Below are 19,360 nucleotides of genomic sequence, written 5' to 3'. Positions count from 1 at the left end.
AAGCATTTAAATGAAACAATCAAAAGTATTTATACCAACTATGAAAGAAGTGCCAGCTGGTGCTGAGGCATTAAGCCATCGACTATTATTAAAAGCAGGTTTAATCAAACAAAGCACAAGTGGGATTTACAGTTATTTACCAATTGCCGCGAGAGTATTAAATAATATTGAAGCCATCGTACGTGAAGAGATGGAGCGTATTGATGCCGTTGAGATATTAATGCCAGCATTACAACCATCAGAATTATGGGAAGAATCAGGACGTTGGAGTGCATATGGTCCAGAACTTATGCGTTTGCAAGACCGTAATGGTCGCCAATTTGCGCTTGGTCCAACACATGAAGAGGTTGTGACTTCAATTGTCCGTGATGAATTGAAATCATATAAACAACTGCCAATGACGCTTTTCCAAATACAATCTAAATTTAGAGATGAAAAGCGCCCACGTTTCGGTCTATTACGTGGTAGAGAATTTATAATGAAAGATGCTTATTCTTTTCATGCTGATGAAGCATCACTAGATGAAGCGTATGAAGATATGTACCATGCATATGGTCGCATCTTTAACCGTGTAGGCATTAACGCGAGACCTGTTGTGGCTGATTCAGGTGCAATCGGTGGTAGTCATACACATGAGTTTATGGCGTTAAGCGAAATCGGTGAAGACACGATTGTGTACAGTGAGCAAAGTGATTACGCTGCAAATATAGAAAAAGCTGAAGTGGTCTACCATCCTAATAAAAAACATGAAGATGCACAACCGTTAACAAAAATTGAAACGCCAAATGTGCATACAGCACAAGAGCTTGCGACATTTTTAAATAAACCATTAGACGAAATTACTAAATCTATGATATTTAATGTCGATGGTGAATTTATATTAGTATTAATTCGTGGTCACCATGAAATTAACGATATTAAGTTAAAAGCTTATTTTGGTACCGACAATGTAGAGTTAGCAACTGAAGATGAAATTATTAATATTTTAGGTGCAAAACCGGGTTCACTGGGTCCAGTTTTTGATAAAGACATTAAAATTTATGCAGATAATTTCATTCAAGATTTGAATAATATCGTCGTTGGTGCGAATGAAGATGGATATCACTTGTTAAACGCAAATGTAGGTCGTGACTTTGAAGTAGAAGCCTATGGAGATTTCAGATTTATTTTAGAAGGTGAATTATTAGCAGATAGCTCAGACAAAGCGCACTTTGCAGAAGGTATTGAAGTAGGCCAAGTCTTTAAACTTGGAACAAAATATTCTGAATCAATGAACGCCACGTTCTTAAATGACCAAGGTAGAGCGCAACCATTATTAATGGGATGTTATGGTATTGGTATTTCAAGAACATTAAGTGCAATCGTTGAACAGAATAACGACGAAAATGGTATTATTTGGCCAAAATCAGTCACACCATTTGAATTACATTTAATCACAATCAATCCTAAAAAAGATGATCAACGTGAATTAGCGGATCAATTATATACGCAATTAAAAGAAAATTATGATGTGCTTTATGATGACCGTAAAGAACGTGCTGGTGTGAAATTTAATGATGCTGATTTAATCGGTCTACCAATACGTATCGTCGTAGGCAAAAATGCTGCAGAAGGTATTGTAGAAGTTAAACGCCGCGATACTGGTGACAGTGAAGATGTGCATATTGATAATTTAATTAATTATGTAAATGAATTATATACAAATATATAATTAAAAAGTGAATTGGTAGATGTTACTTATATAAAATCATGAGGCTGGCACATAAATATGGCATACTATATTAGTGAGTGTAAATTAGAGAACGCACAATAGTTGTCTGATTTCTAAATGTGTTTGTTTCAAACTTTTAAAGAGGGGGCGGGAATACGAAATCAAATTTTAAAGTTTGATTTCTGTTCCGCTCCCATTTGTTATTCACAAAAATATGAATTTAAGTTATTAAGTTTAACTATTAGAATTTCACACATATCCGTTATAATATAGAGAATGGAATAATAATACATACACCGTCATTTAATGTAAGTAAGCATATACAAGTAAAGCAGTGTAATTAATAGTAAGGTGGTTATCGTCATGGCAATGACAAATCAGGAAAAATTTAAAATCCTAGCTGACCAAATTAAAATAACAAACCATTTGGAACCAGAAATTTTGGAGCAAAGTGAACTAACGCGTGTGGATGTTAAGACAACAGATCGTACATGGGTGTTTCAAATCACATTACCACACTTTCTATCAATAGAAGATTATTTGCTTTTTACAGGTGCAATTACAGAAGAGTTTAAATCAATTGCAAATGTAGAATGTAATATTACGATAAATAATAAATCAAACCAAGATGAATATGCGATAAAGTATTTTAATCATTGTATCGACCAAACAAAACTTTCACCTAAAGTAAAAGGACAATTAAAGCAAAAACGCTTAATTATGTCGGGGGATGTACTGAAAGTAACTTGTCAAAATGATATCGAGAGAGATCATTTTGATAAAGCCTGTAATGGTAGCTTAGTTAAAGCTTTTCAACAGTGTGGGTTCGATATTAGTAAGATAGTTTTTGAAACGGATAGTGTGGGCAACGAAGATGACTTAGCATCATTAGAAGCACATATTCAAGAAGAAGATGAAAAAAGTGCACGTGAAGCTACTGAAAAATTAGAAAAAATGAAAGCCGAGAAGGCAAAACAACAAGATAATAATGAAAGTTCGGTAACTAAGTGTCAAATTGGTAAACCAATCCAAATTGATAATATTAAACCGATAGATTCTATTATTGAAGAAGAATTCAAAGTAGCAGTTGAAGGCGTTATTTTTGATATTAACTTAAAAGAGTTGAAGAGCGGGCGACACATTGTAGAATTGAAGGTAACTGACTATACAGATTCGCTCGTATTAAAAATGTTCACTCGTAAAAATAAAGATGATTTAGATAACTTTAAGGCATTAAGCGTCGGTAAATGGGTTCGCGCACAAGGACGTATAGAAGAAGATTCATTTGTTCGTGATTTAGTGATGATGATGTCAGATATTGAAGAAATTAAAAAAGCTACGAAACAAGATAAATCTGAAGAAAAACGAGTAGAATTCCATTTGCATACGGCAATGAGTCAAATGGATGGCATACCTAATATTTCATCGTACGTAGATCAAGCAGCAAAGTGGGGTCATAAAGCCATTGCAGTGACTGACCATAATGGTGTTCAAGCCTTTCCAGACGCCCATGCGGCAGCTGAAAAAAATGGTATTAAAATGATTTACGGAATGGAAGGTATGTTAGTTGACGATGGAGTACCTATTGCATACAAACCTTTGGATCGTAATTTGAAAACAGCAACATACGTTGTATTCGACGTTGAGACGACTGGTTTATCCAATCAATACGATAAAATTATCGAGCTCGCTGCAGTCAAAGTTAAAGACGGAGAAATCATTGATAAGTTTGAACGTTTTAGTAACCCACATGAACGCTTATCCGACGTTATTATTAATTTGACACATATCACGGATGATATGTTAGTTGATGCACCAGAAATTGAAGAAGTCCTTACTGAGTTTAAAGAATGGGTAGGGGACGCTATTTTCGTGGCACATAACGCATCCTTTGATATGGGCTTTATTGATACCGGATATGAACATGTTGGTATTGGCGCGTCTACAAACGCTGTAATAGATACACTTGAATTATCAAGAACAATCAATACTGAATACGGTAAACATGGATTGAATTTCTTAGCCAAAAAGTACGGCGTAGAGTTAACTCAACACCATAGAGCGATTTACGATACGGAAGCAACGGCTTATATGTTTATTAAAATGCTTAAACAATTAGAAGAACTCGGTGTTCATAATCACCAAGATATTAATACATCGTTATCAAACGAAGATGCTTACAAACGTGCACGTCCGAACCATGTCACGCTTATTGTTCAAAATCAACAGGGTCTTAAAAACTTATTCAAGATTGTAAGTGCGTCCTTAGTTCAATATTATTATCGAACACCTAGAATTCCACGTTCACTATTAGATGAATATCGTGAAGGTATTCTCGTTGGTTCTGCATGTGACGAAGGAGAAGTATTTACTGCAGTAATGCAAAAAGACCAGTCTCAAGTTGAACGTATAGCTCAATACTATGATTTCATTGAAATTCAACCTCCTGCTTTATATCAAGGCCTAATTGATAGAGAACTGATACGTGATAATGAAACATTACATGAAATATATAATCGTTTAATCCGTGCGGGTGAAGTTAACGATATTCCAGTCATAGCTACAGGCAATGCACACTATTTGAATGAACATGATTCGATTGCGCGTAAAATATTGATTGCTGCACAACCTGGTAATCCATTAAACCGTTCTACATTGCCAAAGGCGCATTTTAGAACTACAGACGAAATGTTAGATGAATTGCACTTCTTGGGTGAAGAAAAAGCCTATGAACTTGTCATTAAGAATACAAATGAGCTAGCAGATCGTATAGAGCGCGTTGTTCCAATCAAAGATGAGCTATATACACCGAGAATGGAAGGCGCAAATGAAGAAATTCGAGAAATGAGCTATTCTAATGCGAAAGACCTCTATGGTGAAGATTTACCACAAATTGTAATTGATCGTCTTGAAAAAGAATTAGAAAGTATTATAGGTAATGGTTTCTCTGTTATATACCTTATTTCACAACGGCTTGTTAAAAAGTCTTTAAATGATGGATATCTCGTTGGTTCACGTGGTTCTGTAGGTTCAAGTTTTGTAGCAACCATGACAGAAATCACAGAAGTTAATCCATTACCACCACATTACATTTGTCCAAAATGTAAAACGAGTGAATTCTTTGATGATGGCTCTGTTGGCTCTGGTTTTGATTTACCAGATAAAAAATGTGAAACTTGTGGTAGCGTCCTTATTAAAGAAGGTCAAGATATTCCTTTCGAAACATTCTTAGGCTTTAAAGGCGATAAAGTACCAGATATTGACTTGAACTTTAGTGGAGAATATCAACCGAATGCACATAATTATACAAAAGAATTATTTGGTGATGATAAAGTATTCCGTGCTGGAACAATTGGTACAGTCGCAGAGAAAACAGCTTTTGGTTACGTGAAAGGTTATTTAAATGACCAAGGTATCCATAAACGTGGCGCAGAAGTAGACAGACTTGTTAAAGGTTGTACAGGCGTTAAACGTACATCTGGACAACATCCAGGTGGGATTATAGTTGTACCTGATTATATGGATATATATGATTTTACACCTGTACAGTTCCCAGCGGACGATCAGTCTTCATCTTGGATGACAACGCATTTTGATTTCCACTCCATTCATGATAACGTTCTGAAGTTAGATATACTTGGACACGATGACCCAACAATGATTCGTATGTTACAAGACTTATCAGGAATAGATCCTAAAACAATTCCAGTGGATGATAAAGAAACGATGGGCATCTTTAGTTCACCTGAACCTTTAGGTGTCACACAAGAGGAAATTTTATGTAAAACTGGCACGTTTGGTGTACCAGAATTTGGTACTGGCTTTGTTAGACAAATGTTAGAAGATACGAAACCAACAACATTTTCAGAGCTTGTTAGAATATCAGGATTATCACATGGTACAGATGTATGGTTAGGGAACGCTCAAGATTTAATACGTTCAGGTAAATGTGATTTAGCGAGTGTAATCTGTTGTCGTGATGATATTATGGTTTATTTAATGTATAACGGTTTAGAGCCGTCACTTGCCTTTAAGACAATGGAATTTGTGCGTAAAGGTAAAGGATTGACTGATGATATGGTTGAAGCAATGGTAGATAATGAAGTACCTGATTGGTATTTAGATTCATGTAGAAAAATAAAATACATGTTCCCTAAAGCCCATGCCGCAGCTTATGTGCTAATGGCGGTAAGAATTGCTTACTTTAAAGTACATTATCCACTATATTATTATGCAAGTTATTTCACAGTACGTGCATCTGACTTTGATTTAATTACAATGATTAAAGATAAAGAAAGTATTCGTAATACTGTTAATGATATGTATTCACGTTATATGGATTTAGCTAAAAAAGAAAAAGATACTTTAACAGTGCTTGAAATAATGAATGAAATGGCACAGCGTGGTTTTCGTATGCAGCCAATTAGTTTAGAAAAAAGTAAATCATTTGAGTTTATTATTGAAGGCGATACATTGATTCCACCATTTATATCTGTTCCAGGTTTAGGTGAAAATGTTGCGCAAAGAATTGTAGAAGCTCGAGAAGAAGGCCCATTTTTATCTAAAGAAGATTTAAATAAAAAGGCTGGTTTATCACAAAAAGTAATAGAATACTTAGATGAATTAGGCTCTTTACCTAATTTACCTGATAAAGCGCAATTATCAATATTCGATATGTAATGAACGAAAAGACTTAATAAAAAACAAAAAGCATGAATTAACTTGTCATTATAGGCTTTTTACAAATATAGTTATTTGTCTACCAAATAAACATATGATATAATAACAGTGCTTAAAAAATTAGACTCAGGCAGAAAGAGTGGGCATAATACCCGCTCTTTTCTATTTGCCAAAACAGGAGGTCAGCATGAGTAAAATAACTGAGCAAGTTGAAGCAATAATTCAACCTGTCCTTGACGACTTAAATTTTGAATTAGTAGAAGTTGAGTTTACAAAAGAAGGAAACGATCATTTTTTAAGAGTATCTATCGATAAAGAAGGTGGCGTAGATTTAAATGATTGTGCGCTTGCTTCTGAAAAAATCAGTGAAGTAATGGACTCAGAAGATCCTATCGAACAGATGTATTATTTAGATGTTGCCTCACCTGGTGCTGAAAGACCAATTAAAAAAGAAAAAGATTATCACAACGCTGTGACTAAACCCGTATTTGTTTCTTTATATGCTCCAATCGAAGGCGCAAAAGAATGGTTAGGTATATTGCAATCAGTTGATGATGAAACAATAGTTATGGAAGTCAAAGATAAGTCAAGAACAAAACAAGTTGAAATACCAAGAAGTAAAATCGCTAAAGCACGTCATGCAGTAATTATATAACGTGACGAGGAGGATGATAAATCGTGTCAAGTAATGAATTATTATTAGCTACTGAGTACTTAGAAAAAGAAAAGAAAATTCCTAGAGAAGTATTAATTGATGCTATAGAAGCGGCGTTAATTACTGCTTATAAAAAGAATTATGAAAGTGCAAGAAACGTTCGTGTTGAATTAAATATGGATGAAGGTACATTCAATGTTATCGCACGTAAAGAAGTGGTTGAAGAATCATTTGATAACAGAGAAGAAATCGATTTAAGTACGGCACTAGTAAAAAACCCAGCATATGAAATTGGTGATATTTACGAAGAAGACGTAACACCAAGTGATTTTGGACGTGTAGGTGCGCAAGCAGCTAAGCAAGCTGTTATGCAACGTTTACGTGATGCTGAACGTGAAATACTTTATGATGAATTCATCGACAAAGAAGATGATATTGTTACTGGTCTTATTGACAGAGTAGATCATCGTTATGTATATGTAAACTTAGGGCGTACTGAAGCTGTATTGTCTGAAGCAGAAAGAAGTCCAAATGAAAGCTACATTCCTAACGAAAGAATAAGAGTGTATGTGAACAAAGTTGAACAAACTACAAAAGGACCACAAATATACGTTTCAAGAAGCCATCCAGGTTTATTAAAACGTTTATTTGAACAAGAAGTACCAGAAATCTTTGACGGTACAGTTGTAGTTAAATCTGTAGCTCGCGAAGCTGGCGATCGCTCAAAAATCAGTGTACACTCAGACAACCATGACATCGATGCAGTAGGTGCTTGTGTAGGTTCTAAAGGTAGTCGTGTTGAAGCTGTTGTTGAAGAACTTGGCGGAGAGAAAATTGATATTGTGCAATGGGATGAAGATCCTAAAGTGTTTGTAAAAAATGCTTTAAGCCCATCACAAGTATTACAAGTTATTGTTGATGAAGAAAACCAATCAACCGTAGTTGTAGTGCCAGATTATCAATTATCATTAGCTATAGGTAAACGTGGACAAAATGCCCGTTTAGCTGCTAAATTAACTGGTTGGAAAATTGATATTAAATCAGAAACAGATGCTAGAGAAGCAGGTGTCTATCCGGTAGATGTTGAAGATACAGAAGATCAACTTAATGATGTTGTTGACGAAGAAAATGTTGATTCGGAAGAAACAGTCAATGAAGTTTCTGAAACAGTAACTGAAGAAGAAGACGCTGAAAAATAACTTGGAGTGATAACTTTATGAAAAAGAAAAAAATTCCAATGCGTAAATGTATACTTTCAAATGAAATGTACCCTAAGAATGACATGATTAGAGTTGTAATTAATAAAGACGGACAAATTTTTGCTGATGCAACTGGCAAACAACAAGGCCGTGGCGCTTATGTATCTAAAAATGTTAAATTAGTAGAAGAAGCACAACAAAAGGAAACATTAGAAAGATATTTCAAATCTAATGCTGAAACGTTAGAGCCTGTTTATAAAGAGATTATACGTCTTATCTATCGTGAAGAGATACCTAAATGACAAAAGAAAAAATCGTGAATTTTTTAGGATTAGCAATGCGTGCAGGAAAAGTGAAAACAGGCGAATCAGTCATTATAAATGATTTGAAGAACAATAAATTAAAGCTCGTAATCATTGCAACAGATGCTTCTGACAACACAATGAAAGTGATGCAGAACAAATGTGAAAGTTACCATATATCATTACGCATATTTGGAACGAGAGCTGAATTAGGACAGGCTTTAGGTAAAGCAGAACGTGTAAACATTGGAATCACTGATCAAGGCTTTGCTAAAAAGTTATTGTCAATGATTGATGAATATCGTAAGGAGTGACTATATGAGTAAACAAAGAATTTACGAATACGCTAAAGATTTAAAATTAAAGAGTAGAGATATTATCGACGAATTGCAAAAGATGGACGTTGAGGTAACAAGTCATATGCAAACGTTAGAAGATAATCAAATCCACGCATTAGATAAAATTTACAAACCTGAAAAAGCAAAAGAAGCAGAGAAAAAACAACAAAAAACTGCTCAAAACAAGCAACAATCATCAAATAATAAAGGTAACCAAAACAACAAGAATAATCAAAATAACAAAGGTAACCAAAATAATAAATCAAACAATAATAAACCGAATAACAAAAACAACAAAAAGAATAATAAAAAAGCAAAACAAATGAAACAAGAAGAACCTAAAGAAATTCCAGAAAAAATCACTTATCAAGAAGGTATTACAGTAGGTGAACTTGCTGAGAAATTAAACGTAGAGTCTTCAGGTATTGTTAAAAAGTTATTCTTACTTGGTATTATGGCTAATATTAATCAATCATTAGATGAAGAAACACTTGAGTTAATCGTTGATGATTACGGTGTTGAAGCTGAAAAAGAAATTGTTATTGATGAAGAAGATTTATCAATTTACTTCGATGATGAAACTGAAGATGAAGATGCTGTTGAACGTCCAGCGGTTGTTACAATCATGGGGCACGTTGACCATGGTAAAACAACGTTACTAGATTCTATTCGTCATACAAAAGTAACAGCTGCAGAAGCTGGTGGTATTACACAACATATCGGTGCTTACCAAATTGAAAATGACGGTAAAAAAATTACGTTCTTAGATACTCCAGGTCACGCAGCGTTTACAACAATGCGTGCGCGTGGTGCACAAGTGACGGATATAACTGTTTTAGTTGTAGCAGCAGATGATGGTGTTATGCCTCAAACAATTGAAGCAATCAATCATGCTAAAGAAGCAAATGTACCTACAATTGTTGCTGTTAACAAAATTGATAAACCAACATCAAATCCAGACCGTGTAATGCAAGAACTAACGGAATATGGTTTAGTACCTGAGGATTGGGGCGGCGATACAATCTTTGTTCCACTCTCAGCATTAAGCGGAGATGGCATTGATGATTTAATAGAAATGATTGTACTTACTTCTGAAGTACAAGAATTAAAAGCTAATCCAAGTAAAAAAGCTGTCGGTACAGTAATCGAAGCCGAATTAGATAAATCACGTGGTCCATCAGCCTCATTATTAGTACAAAACGGTACACTTAACGTTGGTGACTCTTTAGTAGTTGGAAATACGTATGGTAGAATTCGTGCTATGGTCAATGATCTAGGCCAACGTATTAAAACTGCAGGACCATCTACACCAGTTGAAATTACTGGTATTCATGATGTGCCAAAAGCAGGCGATCGATTTGTGGTTTTCAAAGATGAAAAACAAGCAAGACGTATTGGTGAATCTCGCCATGAAGCGAACGTAATTCAACAACGTCATGAAAGCAAGAGTGTTTCATTAGATAACTTGTTTGAACAAATGAAACAAGGTGAAATGAAAGACTTAAATGTTATTATTAAAGGTGACGTGCAAGGTTCAGTAGAAGCACTTGCTGCATCTCTAATGAAGATAGACGTTGAAGGCGTCAATGTACGTATCATTCACACTGCTGTGGGTGCAATTAACGAATCTGACGTTACATTAGCTAACGCTTCAAATGGTATTATTATTGGCTTTAACGTGCGTCCTGATACAGGTGCGAAACGTGCTGCTGAGACTGAAGGCGTTGATATGCGTCTACACCGTGTTATTTATAGTGTCATAGAAGAAATTGAATTCGCGATGAAAGGTATGCTAGATCCAGAATTCGAAGAACAAATAATTGGACAAGCAGAAGTTCGTCAAACATTCAAAGTTTCTAAAGTTGGTACAATCGCAGGTAGTTATGTTATTGATGGTAAAATCACGCGTAACGCTGGCGTTCGTGTCATCAGAGATAATATTGTGCAATTTGAGGGCGAATTAGACACTCTAAAACGTTTTAAAGATGATGCTAAAGAAGTTGCTAAAGGCTACGAATGTGGTATCACAGTTGAGAAATACAATGACTTAAAAGAAGGCGACATTATTGAAGCTTTCGAAATGGTCGAAATAAAAAGATAAATAATTGGAGATGAATCCAATTTAATGATAGAAAACCTCCAGTAATTTAGAGGCTTTCAGAGTGTCAACAAAGTCTCTGACTTTGTTGGCATTTTTTTATGCACGATTTCAGCAGGCACAGCTTCAACCTGTAGTTTTTGGCTAGTGCTTTGCCGCAAGAGTTGGCTCAAAGTATTGTCATATTTTAAGTGAAAATATATAACTGAATTTGAACAATGATTTTCTATATGAAAATAAATCAAATGCCTTTATAGTAATTAGTATGTAGTCTTTCTTAAGCATACAAATTATTGGAGGCTTTTTATCTGGAAAAGTTGCTATGGCTGTATTTTTAATATTAAAGTGCTATCCAAAAGTGAAATATATAAGTATAATGATATTATTACATAAAAAACTAGCGATTTAGTTTATGGATTAAAATATAACATGACTTAATATTACAACTTCAATTAGAAACAAAAAATTTTACCCCCCTCGTAATGATGTAGCTTACTTTAAAAATAAAATTATAAAAACGCTTTAACCAAACAGTTTTCACAATAATTAAATATTAAAAAAGGGTAGCATATGTTTTGTAAATCATAGGTATTTATTTGGTTGCGAATAAGTCGAAATATTATAGTGAAATTTTGGGATAACTATTTTACTGACACTAGCTGTCTATGTACTTAATTACAATTAAATGAAATAGGAGGTTATAAATGATGAGTGAATATTTAAGGGAGATCAATGAATTTTGGCAAGAATATTTGAAGCAATATAACTCTATTTATGATCAAAATACTTTAGAACAAATTATAAAAAATGATGATACGACAGCGTTTTTACATCCACAGGATTTAGCATATTTTAAAGAGCATTTTGGGAATAACTTTGCTGAAATACCTAGATTTAAAAAAATGATAGATTTTGCAAACGGAAAAGTAATTATTGATAAAAATAGACAAAGAATTTTATTTGAAAATGCAGAAATAAATCCTGCTATAGCTAGACCATATTTTGGGAACCCTAATCTAGCTGATATTGTTATATTAAAAAAGCAGCCAGAAAACGATTTTAAAATGTACGAACCTGATATACCAGAATCTGTAGTGATAGATTATCGGCAAAGAATATTATTGGATATACAAGGTAGATTAACATTTAATGGTGAGAAACTGTTTTTACCCTATATAGATAAACATAGATGGTTTATGAAATATTTATATAACGCTTCTTCGACTCTAAAACGTTTTAATATTGATCCAAACAGAGTTATGGTACTTAATTTTTTCCCTTATCAATCGGGGCATACTGCAGGAATACCAAAAGATTTTTTAACATTTAAACATGGATTACCTTCTCAGAGAATGAGTTTTGATTTGTTGTTGAAACTTTTAAACGATGATAAGCATCGCATTTATCTTGTTAGTGAGGAAGAATTATATATTTCGATTTTGAAGAACTTTGCTCATAGTTCAATATGTGACTACCTAATAGATCATTTATTCGTACTTGCTTCAAAACAAAACCGCCATGTTACATTATGCAATGTGTTAAGTTACCAAGAACACAAAACACGTTTAAGAAAAAAACAAGAATTGAGTAAAATAGAATATTACAACTGGAATAAAGAACAAAAAGAAAAGCGAGAAAAAGGTAATTCAGATTTTTATAGAAAAATTAGCGCAATGCAAAAAAATATAGAGCATCAACACTGAAATATTAATTATAAAAAAGCCTATATTCAGCATAGAAGATATCTAAGATGAGTATAGGCTAATTTTAAATGTAATAGTTTTTAAACAAAGTCTGGATATGTGCTTTGAATTCATCTACATAATGTTGAGGTTCTATAATTGTAATATATTGTGGATAGTCATATGCAATTTGTATGCTTTCTTTTTTTGAAATAATAATATGTGCGATAGCCCCATGATCACTTTCAGTTCTGTCTAAAATAATGAACTGTCTTTGTATTTCTGACCACAGAGGATCTTTAATGAGTAACTTTACAGACTGAATATCTGAAAAAATACTTTTATCAAACACTTCATTAAGTTGATCGATATTTATAATTGAAGACAAATTTAATATTTGTATCTTTCCTTGATACAAATAAGTAAACCAGTATTTGTTAGAAAAATATCTAGTATATATAGGTATTACTTTTATAGTCAAATTATTAGTTATATGTATTGCAACAAAATTATTATTTTCAATGGCCATTTGGAGTCTGAAAATTAACGTGGTTTTGCTCATCTCACGCGTCACCTTGAACTGGCTTAAGAGTTTGTTAGACAGGATTTTTTCAGCAAAATTAGAGTTTGCATTAAGTCCTCTAATAAGATTATAAGTGTCTTCATGTATTATCGGTGTAAAATTTTTCAATCTAAATAACAAGTTAAGTAATCAATTATTTTTAAATTTATATTGGTTGATTCTTAAACAATGTTTTTCAAAGTTATTATCGTATATTATTTCTCCATCAATACCATGCCATTCATTATCTTCATATAAAAAACTGTTAATATCACTAAAATCTCGCTGAATTGAACGAACATTGACGTTAAGCTGGTGTGCGAGTTCTTCTTTATTGAGTTTCTTTCCGTTTAAAAAGCGGGTATAAATATATAAAAGTCTTTCTGGTTTTTCCAATCATTCACAACTCCTAAAATAAATAAATTTAATTATTAAGTTGGCTTACAGTATAACATTACAATTTATATAATGTGTAAAACTTTATAAAAAACATTTATAAGCGTAGGTTAGGTGTTTGTATGTCAAAAAATCTTCTTAAAATAACAGTTGGGCATAATATTAAACACTTGAGCAATTTAAAATAGATTTTATTGACTATTAATGAAAAAATGTTTCATAACTTAACAGTTAGGAATTAAAATAATGCCTAACTGTCATAAAATGTTTATTTTTTGTTAATAATGTACAATATAAAGTGTACAGGACTCGAACGAAACTTTTAAAAATATAACCAACTGAAATAATAAATTTGTTTGACGTTATGAAATGAACTGTCATATAATCTTTAAGTAAGGAAACATTTCCCGGACAAATAAATCGTGTGAGGTGAATATAATGAATATGAGAGCTGAACGTGTTGGCGAACAGATGAAACAAGAAATTATGGATATCGCTAATAACAAAGTCAAAGACCCAAGAATCGGATTTTTAACGATTACAGATGTGCAATTAACAAATGATTTATCAATTGCAACAATCTATTTAACAGTATTAGGTAATGAAAAACAAAAAGAAGATACTTTTAAAGGGTTAGAAAAGGCAAAAGGTTTTATTAAATCTGAACTAGGTTCAAGAATGAGATTACGAATTATTCCTGAATTGAATTTTGAATATGATGAATCAATTGATTACGGAAATAAAATTGAAAGAATGATTCAAGATTTGCACAAAAAAGATTAATTATTATACCAAGCTGGAACAAAATCTCTTTAGATTTTATGTTTCAGCTTTTTTACATAACACAAAGTAAGCTAAGTCATGTTAATATGAGAGTAATGTAAAAAAAGAGCATTAAAGGTGGCGTAAAGATGTATAACGGTATTTTGCCTGTGTATAAAGAACGTGGTTTAACAAGCCACGATGTAGTATTTAAATTGAGGAAAATTTTAAAAACAAAAAAAGTTGGACATACTGGCACTTTAGACCCAGAAGTATCAGGCGTTTTACCTATATGTATTGGTGGTGCAACTAAAGTCAGTGATTACATTATGGATATGGGAAAATCTTATAAAGCGACTGTTACACTTGGAAGTAGTACAACTACCGAGGATCAAACCGGTGAAATTCTTGAGCGAACAACTATTGCGCAAGATGAAATTACAGTTCAAGATATTGACAAAATATTGAATCAATTTGAAGGAACGATTACTCAAATACCACCGATGTACTCATCAGTAAAAGTGAATGGTAAAAAACTATATGAATATGCGAGGAATAACGAAGTAGTAGAAAGACCAGAACGACAAGTTAATATTATGCATATTAACCGTACATCCGAACTACGCTTTGAAGATAACAGTTGTCATTTCGAAATTTTGGTTGAATGTGGCAAAGGAACATACATCAGAACATTAGCGACAGATATTGGGAAAGCCTTAGGACATCCAGCCCATATGTCAAAATTAACTAGAATTCAAAGTGGTGGATTTGATGTAGATGAAAGTCTTACACTAAATGACGTTGCAGAATTACATGAGCATGACGCGTTACAAGAAAAGCTATTTCCTATAGAATATGGATTAAAAGGTTTAAAACAAATTTTGATTTCAGATGCTGTAGTAAAAAGCAAAATTTTAAATGGCCAAAAATTCTATAAAAATGAATTCACAGAAACAATAGATACGATAGTGGCATTGGTAGATGTTACAGACAATAAAGTCTTAGCAATTTATGCGCCACATCCTGAAAAAATTGACGAAATTAAGCCTAAGAAGGTATTTAACTAAAGGAGAAATACGCATGAAAGTGATAGAAGTAGCTCATCCAATTCAAGAAGATCAATATATAACAGAAGTTGTTGCCATGGCTTTTGGTTTTTTGGATGGCATGCATAAGGGGCACGCGAAAGTATTTGATATTTTAGAACAAAAAGCAAAATCATCCAATTTAAAAAAAGCTGTGATGACGTTTGATCCTCATCCTTCGGTAGTTCTAAATCCTGAACGTAAACGTACCGATTATTTAACACCAATACAAGATAAAGTTGAAATATTAGAGTCCTATGGCATAGATTATTGTATTGTTATTAACTTTTCTTCAAAATTTGCCAATGTACCCGCTGAAACTTTCATAGAAGAGTATATTATAAAAAATAATGTTAAAGAAGTAGTAGCTGGTTTTGATTTTACATTTGGTAAATTTGGTAAAGGTAATATGATGATATTAAATGAAATGACTGAATTTAATACGACAGTGGTAAGTAAACAAGAAATAGAATCTGAAAAAATTTCAACTACTGAAATTAGAAAATCGCTTAAAACAGGTGACTTGCAAAAGGCTAATGAAGAATTAGATTATCTCTATCGTATTAAAGGGACAGTTGTGCAAGGTGAAAAACGTGGAAGAACAATTGGATTTCCAACAGCAAATGTTCAACCTAGCGGTGATTATGTGTTGCCTAAAAATGGCGTTTACGCGGTAAGTATGGAAATTGGGGTGAATAAAAAGGTCTATCGAGGTGTGGCTAATGTTGGTGTGAAACCAACATTTCACGACCCTTCTAAAGCTCAAGTAGTCATAGAAGTGAATTTATTTGATTTTAATGAAAATATTTATGGCGAGCGTGTGACTGTATTTTGGCATCATTATTTAAGACCAGAAATTAAATTTGATGGAATAGATCCTTTAGTAGAACAAATGAATAAAGATAAAGAAAAAGCGAAATACTTATTATCAGTTGATTTTGGAGACGAAATATCATATAATATTTAAGTCGAATGTGTTTTACACATTTAAGGCACCTTTATCTTGGCAGTCCGAGTCTCCAACGGTTCGCTCGGTTAAAGGCGCATAAAAATTAAAGGAGGAAATTGACTATGGCAATTTCACAAGAACGTAAAAATGAACTAATTAAAGAATATCGTACACACGAAGCGGATACTGGATCTCCAGAAGTACAAATCGCTGTGTTAACTGAAGAAATCACTACATTAAACGAACATTTACGTCAACACACGAAAGACCACCATTCACGTCGTGGACTATTAAAAATGGTAGGTCGTCGTAGACATTTACTTAACTATTTACGTGACAAAGATGTACAACGTTACCGTGAATTAATTAAATCATTAGGTATCCGTCGTTAATTTTAAGATGGATATTGAAAGGGAAAGAACCTTCAGGGTCCTTTCCCTTTTTTATAATCTAGAAAGCATATTATTTAAAAAGTAATATACTAATATAAAATTTTTCTAAGAAATGATATGATGTAACTAATAGATATATGAGAGGAGATTCGTAATGTCTCAAGAGAAAAAAGTTTTTAAAACTGAATGGGCAAATAGATCATTAACGATTGAAACAGGGCAACTTGCTAAACAAGCTAATGGTGCCGTGCTAGTTCGTTATGGTGATACAGTAGTATTATCTACTGCGGTAGCTTCAAAGGAACCACGCGATGTTGACTTTTTCCCATTAATGGTAAATTATGAAGAAAAAATGTATGCAGCAGGTAAAATTCCTGGTGGATTTAAAAAACGTGAGGGACGTCCAAGCGACGAAGCAACATTAACTGCGCGCTTAATCGACAGACCAATTCGTCCGCTTTTCCCTAAAGGATATAAGCATGATGTACAAATCATGAATACCGTATTAAGTTCTGATCCTGATTGTTCTCCAGAAATGGCAGCAATGATAGGTTCATCTATGGCACTTAGTGTCTCAGACATTCCATTCCAAGGACCTATTGCTGGTGTCAACGTAGGCTATGTTGATGGCGAATACGTAATTAACCCAACTGTTGCACAGAAAGAAGTGTCGCGTCTTGATTTAGAAGTTGCTGGTCACAAAGATGCTGTAAATATGGTTGAAGCAGGCGCAAGTGAAATTACTGAAAGTGAAATGCTTGAGGGAATCTTCTTTGGTCATAATGAAATACAACGTTTAGTTAATTTCCAACAAGAAATCGTGGATCACATCCAACCAGTGAAAACACCATTCACACCTGTTGAACAAGACGAAACGCTTGCAGAAAAAGTGAAACAGCTTACTGAAGCCAATGGTTTGAAAGAAGCTGTATTAACGTTTGATAAACAGCAACGTGATATCAATCTTGACACATTAAAAGAAAAAGTCGTTTCAGAATTTATTGATGAAGAAGATGTTAACAACGCTGCACTAATTAAAGATGTGCATGGCATTTTAAATAGTTTAGTAAAAGAAGAAGTAAGAAGATTAATCGCTGAAGAAAAAATCAGACCTGATGGCCGTAAATCAGATGAAATTCGTCCACTAGAATCAGAAGTTGGTGTGTTACCACGCGTACACGGCTCTGGCTTATTTACACGAGGTCAAACACAAGCACTATCTGTGTTAACATTAGGTTCAATGAGCGAATATCAAATTCTTGATGGCCTTGGTGAGGAACAACAAAAACGTTTCATGCACCATTACAACTTCCCTAACTATTCAGTTGGTGAAACAGGTCCAGTTCGTTCTCCAGGACGTCGTGAAATTGGTCACGGTGCTTTAGGTGAGCGTGCATTGAGTCATGTTATTCCAGATACTAAAGACTTCCCTTATACTGTAAGAATAGTGAGTGAGGTATTAGAATCAAATGGTTCATCTTCACAAGCGTCAATTTGTGGTTCTACGTTAGCCTTAATGGATGCAGGTGTTCCTATTAAAGCACCAGTAGCCGGTATTGCTATGGGGTTAGTAACACGTGATGATAGTTACACTATTTTAACGGATATTCAAGGTATGGAAGATGCTTTAGGTGATATGGACTTTAAAGTAGCCGGTACGTCTGAAGGCATCACTGCAATACAAATGGATATTAAAATTGATGGTCTAACAAAAGAGATTATTAGAGAAGCTTTAGACCAAGCACGTGAAGGTCGTTTAGCTATTTTAGATCATATGCTACAAACAATTGATACAACACGCGGTGAGTTAAGTGCGTTTGCACCTAAAGTCGTTACGATGACAATCAAACCTGAAAAAATCAGAGATGTTATTGGACCTGGTGGTAAGAAAATTAATGAAATCATTGATCAAACAGGTGTGAAACTTGATATTGAACAAGATGGTACAATCTTCATAGGTGCTGTTGATAAAGATGCAATCGCCGAAGCACGTAGTATCATAGAAGACATTACGCGTGAAGCTGAAGTTGGCCAAGTATATGAAGGCAAAGTAAAACGTATTGAAAAATACGGTGCATTTGTTGAATTATTCCCTGGTAAAGATGCTTTAGTTCATATTTCACAAATTGCAAATGAACGTATTGATAAAGTAGAAGATGTATTGAAAATTGGAGATACATTTAAAATAAAAGTAACAGAAATTGATAAACAAGGTCGCGTGAATGCGTCTCATAAAGTGCTTTTATCAAATTAATATAAAATAAAAAATCGAATTTTATTAGAAACTAGTAAATGATATGAATCGCGTTACGATAGAATGTTTCCTGTTCTATTTTTAAACGGTTTTCATATCAAAGTATACTGGTTTCTTTTTTATTTAATGCAAATATTAGCAGAATTATTGCGTAAATAATTAAATACATAAGTGAATAAGACTAAAGTTTAATTTTTAGGAAATTCATAGTTTCTATTGTAGTAAAAACGTGAATATGAAAATATAAAACAAAACATAGAAAATATTGTAGATTTATAAGTAATTGTTTATTTAT

The 19,360-nt window shown here is 33.5% G+C and carries 15 protein-coding genes; 13 read left to right on the top strand and 2 right to left on the bottom strand.

The window, feature by feature from the left end; genetic code table 11:
- The first annotated feature begins 10 nt into the window (after positions 1 to 10).
- The 8 genes from ACP3TL_RS05890 to ACP3TL_RS05855 all read left to right on the top strand — a co-directional run bounded on the left by ACP3TL_RS05890 (position 11) and on the right by ACP3TL_RS05855 (position 12,686).
- A complete protein-coding gene (locus tag ACP3TL_RS05890) occupies positions 11 to 1,711 on the top strand; it encodes a proline--tRNA ligase (protein WP_069832869.1) in 1,701 nt (566 codons plus the stop codon).
- Positions 1,712 to 2,074: 363 nt separating this feature from the next.
- Positions 2,075 to 6,391: a PolC-type DNA polymerase III gene (locus tag ACP3TL_RS05885; protein WP_069832868.1), complete on the top strand. Its 4,317-nt coding sequence runs from the start codon at positions 2,075 to 2,077 to the stop codon at positions 6,389 to 6,391.
- A gap of 187 nt (positions 6,392 to 6,578) precedes the next feature.
- Positions 6,579 to 7,046 carry a ribosome maturation factor RimP gene (gene rimP, locus ACP3TL_RS05880; RefSeq protein WP_069816020.1) on the top strand — a complete coding sequence of 156 codons (468 nt, stop codon included), beginning with the start codon at positions 6,579 to 6,581 and terminating at the stop codon, positions 7,044 to 7,046.
- A gap of 23 nt (positions 7,047 to 7,069) precedes the next feature.
- Positions 7,070 to 8,245 (top strand): transcription termination factor NusA, encoded by a 1,176-nt coding sequence (gene nusA, locus ACP3TL_RS05875; protein ID WP_069832867.1) that lies wholly within the window; start codon positions 7,070 to 7,072, stop codon positions 8,243 to 8,245.
- 17 nt (positions 8,246 to 8,262) lie between these two features.
- Entirely contained in the window at positions 8,263 to 8,547 is a 285-nt protein-coding gene (gene rnpM / locus ACP3TL_RS05870; protein WP_069816016.1) for an RNase P modulator RnpM, read from the top strand.
- Complete coding sequence (locus tag ACP3TL_RS05865) at positions 8,544 to 8,861, top strand: L7Ae/L30e/S12e/Gadd45 family ribosomal protein (protein ID WP_002507846.1); 318 nt, start codon at positions 8,544 to 8,546, stop codon at positions 8,859 to 8,861. Before rnpM ends, ACP3TL_RS05865 begins: the two co-directional genes overlap by 4 nt.
- Positions 8,862 to 8,865: 4 nt before the next feature.
- Positions 8,866 to 10,986 carry a translation initiation factor IF-2 gene (infB, locus tag ACP3TL_RS05860; RefSeq protein ID WP_069816014.1) on the top strand — a complete coding sequence of 707 codons (2,121 nt, stop codon included), beginning with the start codon at positions 8,866 to 8,868 and terminating at the stop codon, positions 10,984 to 10,986.
- Between the two features lie 701 nt (positions 10,987 to 11,687).
- The gene (locus ACP3TL_RS05855; RefSeq protein WP_069832866.1) at positions 11,688 to 12,686 is read left to right on the top strand and encodes a hypothetical protein; all 999 of its coding nucleotides are present in this window, start codon (positions 11,688 to 11,690) and stop codon (positions 12,684 to 12,686) included.
- A gap of 64 nt (positions 12,687 to 12,750) precedes the next feature.
- Here the strand turns inward: ACP3TL_RS05855 and ACP3TL_RS05850 are convergent, their stop codons facing one another.
- Positions 12,751 to 13,227: a hypothetical protein gene (locus ACP3TL_RS05850; RefSeq protein WP_285325585.1), complete on the bottom strand. Its 477-nt coding sequence runs from the start codon at positions 13,225 to 13,227 to the stop codon at positions 12,751 to 12,753.
- Positions 13,228 to 13,377: 150 nt separating this feature from the next.
- Positions 13,378 to 13,623 (bottom strand): HTH domain-containing protein, encoded by a 246-nt coding sequence (locus tag ACP3TL_RS05845; RefSeq protein WP_285325586.1) that lies wholly within the window; start codon positions 13,621 to 13,623, stop codon positions 13,378 to 13,380.
- A 435-nt stretch (positions 13,624 to 14,058) separates the two neighbouring features.
- Here ACP3TL_RS05845 and rbfA point away from each other — a divergent pair, with 435 nt between their 5' ends.
- The 5 genes from rbfA to pnp all read left to right on the top strand — a co-directional run bounded on the left by rbfA (position 14,059) and on the right by pnp (position 19,065).
- On the top strand, positions 14,059 to 14,406 hold the full coding sequence (gene rbfA, locus ACP3TL_RS05840) for a 30S ribosome-binding factor RbfA (protein ID WP_031265894.1): 348 nt from the start codon (positions 14,059 to 14,061) through the stop codon (positions 14,404 to 14,406).
- A 128-nt stretch (positions 14,407 to 14,534) separates the two neighbouring features.
- Positions 14,535 to 15,452, top strand: coding sequence for a tRNA pseudouridine(55) synthase TruB (gene truB, locus ACP3TL_RS05835; RefSeq protein ID WP_069832864.1), 918 nt, complete (start codon positions 14,535 to 14,537; stop codon positions 15,450 to 15,452).
- Between the two features lie 13 nt (positions 15,453 to 15,465).
- On the top strand, positions 15,466 to 16,437 hold the full coding sequence (ribF, locus tag ACP3TL_RS05830) for a riboflavin biosynthesis protein RibF (RefSeq protein WP_285336711.1): 972 nt from the start codon (positions 15,466 to 15,468) through the stop codon (positions 16,435 to 16,437).
- Between the two features lie 104 nt (positions 16,438 to 16,541).
- Positions 16,542 to 16,811, top strand: a complete 270-nt coding sequence (gene rpsO / locus ACP3TL_RS05825; RefSeq protein ID WP_021338745.1) for a 30S ribosomal protein S15 — start codon at positions 16,542 to 16,544, stop codon at positions 16,809 to 16,811.
- Positions 16,812 to 16,965: 154 nt separating this feature from the next.
- Positions 16,966 to 19,065, top strand: coding sequence for a polyribonucleotide nucleotidyltransferase (pnp, locus tag ACP3TL_RS05820; protein ID WP_069832862.1), 2,100 nt, complete (start codon positions 16,966 to 16,968; stop codon positions 19,063 to 19,065).
- Positions 19,066 to 19,360 lie beyond the last annotated feature (295 nt).

Source organism: Staphylococcus caseorum, assembly GCF_049943195.1.
GTDB lineage: Bacteria > Bacillota > Bacilli > Staphylococcales > Staphylococcaceae > Staphylococcus > Staphylococcus equorum_A.
This window is presented reverse-complemented; position numbering and strand designations above follow the sequence as displayed.